Origin of the sequence: Kitasatospora sp. NPDC057512, from assembly GCF_042802135.1 — a bacterium.
In the GTDB taxonomy this organism is placed as follows: domain Bacteria; phylum Actinomycetota; class Actinomycetes; order Streptomycetales; family Streptomycetaceae; genus Kitasatospora.
Map to the genome: position 1 here is coordinate 1 of NZ_JBHVET010000888.1, position 3092 is coordinate 3092.

The 3092-nt window shown below is 75.5% G+C and carries 2 protein-coding genes and 1 pseudogene; 1 reads left to right on the forward strand and 2 read right to left on the reverse strand.

Going from position 1 to position 3092, the window contains the following annotated elements:
- Positions 1-71: 71 nt before the first annotated feature.
- Both ACFU6K_RS35335 and ACFU6K_RS35340 read right to left on the reverse strand, forming a co-directional pair.
- Positions 72-1067 (reverse strand): C40 family peptidase, encoded by a 996-nt coding sequence (locus ACFU6K_RS35335; protein ID WP_380670169.1) that lies wholly within the window; start codon positions 1065-1067, stop codon positions 72-74.
- Positions 1064-2338: an SPFH domain-containing protein gene (locus ACFU6K_RS35340; protein ID WP_380670171.1), complete on the reverse strand. Its 1275-nt coding sequence runs from the start codon at positions 2336-2338 to the stop codon at positions 1064-1066. The genes ACFU6K_RS35335 and ACFU6K_RS35340 overlap by 4 nt, the downstream gene beginning before the upstream one ends.
- A 255-nt stretch (positions 2339-2593) precedes the next feature.
- Between ACFU6K_RS35340 and ACFU6K_RS35345 the strand changes: the two are divergent.
- Positions 2594-3092 (forward strand): annotated as a pseudogene (locus ACFU6K_RS35345) (hypothetical protein); the annotation flags it as partial.

Here is a 3092-nt window from a genome sequence, read left to right on the forward strand (position 1 = left end):
CTGTCGGGGCCCGGTACGGCCTTCGCCGGTACGGCCTTCGGCGTCACGGCCGAGCGGTCACGGCCGAGCGGTCACGGCCGCCCGAAGTGGGTGGGGTAGTAGCCCTGGCTGAGGGTCGAGATCCGGACGGTCGTGCCCGGCCGGGGAGCCTCCACGAACTTGTTGCCGCCGAGGTAGATCCCCACGTGGTGGATCCCCGAGGCCCGGCCGCTGTCGGACCAGAACACCAGGTCGCCGCGGCGCAGCTGCCCGGCGCTGATCGGCGTGGTCGCCGCGTACTGGTCGTCGGCCACCCGCGGCAGGCTGATCCCCGCGCGCCGGTAGGCCTGCTGGACCAGCCCCGAGCAGTCGTAGCCGGACGGGCCGTTGCCGCCCCAGACGTACGGCTTGCCCAGCTGGGCGAGCGCGTAGTCGATGGCCGACTCCATGCTCCCGGAGGCCGGTGCGGGGTTCGCCGACGGACGGCTCGCGGGGGGCGCGGGCTGCGCGGGGGTCCGGGCGGAGCCGCCGGACTGCCCGGTGCGGCTCACGTAGACGTCGTAGTGGCTGGTCCAACGCCACTCGCCGCTGCCGTTCTTGAACCAGTACTTCGAGCCGTCCCAGCCCTGGCGCATGCCGGCGGAGGAGGCCGAGCCGTTGGAGACGGCCTGAGCGGAGGAACCGGAGGAGCCGGCGGAGCCGCCGGACTGCCCGGTGCGGCTCGCGTAGACGTCCTGGTGGCTGGTCCAACGCCACTCGCCGGAGCCGTTCTTGAACCAGTACTTCGAGCCGTCCCAGCCCTGCTTCCCGGCCGCGGCGTGCGCGGATCCGGCGCCGGCCGTCAGGCCGACGACGCCGGCGCCCGCCAGCACGGTGGTGGCCAGGCAGGTGCTCCGCACGGCCCGGTGTATTCGGCTGCCGCCGGCCGCCGCCGCGGAGCGGGCGGTGCGCGGCCGGACGACGCAGTTCGGGCAGCCGCAGCCCGCGAGCGCGGGGATGCTGCCGAGGCGCTCCTCGAAGCCGATCAGTCCGGGATCGCCGTCGGGGCCGGTACCGGACTCGGCGTACGCGCCGGTGGCTATCCTCATGCGGGTCGTCCTTCCTTCCGCCCGGCACGGGCGGCCGGGGACGGTACCGAGGCGGCCACTCCGGCCGGGGCGACGAAGGCGACCAGCAGCTGTTCCATCAGCGCGCTGCGGGCGGCCTCGTCCAGTTCGTGCGCGGTGGCCCGCTCCAGCCGGCGGACGGCGAGCGCCGCGGCCTCCACGGCGTCGTCCACCAGCACCGTGCGCAGGCCCGCGTCCAGGTCGGCCAGTCTGCGCCGGCGCATCGACTCGGCCACCTCGGGCGCGTAGTCCAGGGCCAGCGGCTGCACCGAGTAGACCTCCAGGCCGGCCGGGGCGACCTCGGCGGCCAGCGCCCTGGTCATCTCGTCGGCGAACCACTGCCCGTCGCGCAGCGCGGGGCCGGGCGCGGCGTTGCTGTCGCAGGGCAGGGTGGACGCGGTGCGGGTGAGCACGGCCTGGACCTGCTCGCGCAGGTAGCTCTCGTGGTCCTCGATCGCGAGCAGCGCCCGCGCGGTGTCCTTGACCCGCCAGACGATCAGCAGCCGGACCACGATCGGCGTGCCGGTGCGGTCCACCACCTTGACCGGCTCGCTGCGCCAGTGCCGCAGCCGCACGTCCACCCGGCGGCGGCGCAGCAGCGGGTTGACCCAGACCAGGCCGGTCCGGCGGACGGTGCCCCGGTAGCGGCCCCAGCGGGTCAGCACCCGGGTCTCGCCGCCCGCGTTGGCCAGCAGCCCGGCGAGCGTGAACACCACCAGCAGGCCGGCGGCGGCGACCGCGGCGATCCACGGCGCGTCCACCTCGACCCGGCCGCTCTCCCGCGCGGCGCTGCCGCGCAGGTCGGGCAGCGCGTCCCAGTACGGGATGACGCCGGTGCGCAGCAGCACGAGCAGCACACCGCCCACGCCGATCAGCACCGCCAGCAGGGCCAGCCAGCCGGGCAGCGCGGTGGCGCGCTGCTCGCGCAGCGCCTGGTCGGCGCGCGGCGGGCGCCGGGAGGTGGTGGCGGTCGCGGCCCCGGCCACCGTGGGGTCCAGGAGTTCGACGGTCTCCGGGGCGGCCGACTCCAGCGGGTCCCTCAGGTCCGCCATGCCGCCGTGGGACGGGCTCGGGACGACGGCCAGCGGGGTGGTCGCCGGACCGCTGTCGGCCGGGCCGCCCGGCTTGACGGTCTTGACGGCGGTGGTCCCGGCCAGCGGGCTGGAGCCGACGGCGGAACGTTCCGGCAGGGCCGGCGGGAGCGCCTTGGGCAGGTTGTCGGGTCGCTGCGAAGAATCGCGGGTGACGTCCATGCACGGATCCTCTGGGTCGGTGTGTCGCGCAACGGGCGGCCCGGATCTGACGGGCAGTGCCAGGGTCAGGCTAAGTTCATACGTCATCAAATGCGACATTTGAGCCGATGTGTGTCGACATTTACTGACGAATCATCCAAAGCCGACCTGACGCGCAGGCACATGAACTGATGGTCGGGACAGTTCGGCGCAGTTCAGCGCCGAGGAGCACCTGGCCTCCGGGCGAACACCCGACGGGTGATCAGCCCGAGGCCGGTGAGCACCAACAGGAATCCGGCGATTCCACCGCGCCAGCCGGCCGCCCCGGACCGCCCGGACGCGCCCTGCGCGGTCTCCGCCGGCGGCGCCGCCAACGGCGGTACCGCGTCCCCGGCGGGCCCGGCGGAGTCGACCGGGTCGGCGGCTCCGGCCGGCGAGGGCGCGGGCTTCACCGCGACGACGACCGCAGCCGGGGCGCCGGGGCCGATGGCGGGGGGCAGGTTCGACGAGACGGCCACGGCGGTCGAAGGGATCGGGACGACGGGCCTGGTGGAAGCGGCGGGCGCGGCCACCACGGTCTTCGCGGACCCCGGAGTCGCCCTCGACGGCACCGCCGACGGGCCCGCCGACGGATCGGAGCCCACCGGACTCGCCGTCACCGGCCCAGCGCCCACCGGCGGAACGGCAACCGGCGCCACCGCGGGCGCCGCCGCCACGACGGACGGAGTCGGCGAGGCGACCGCCGCCCCCTGGGCACTCGGGCTCGGCTTGGCGG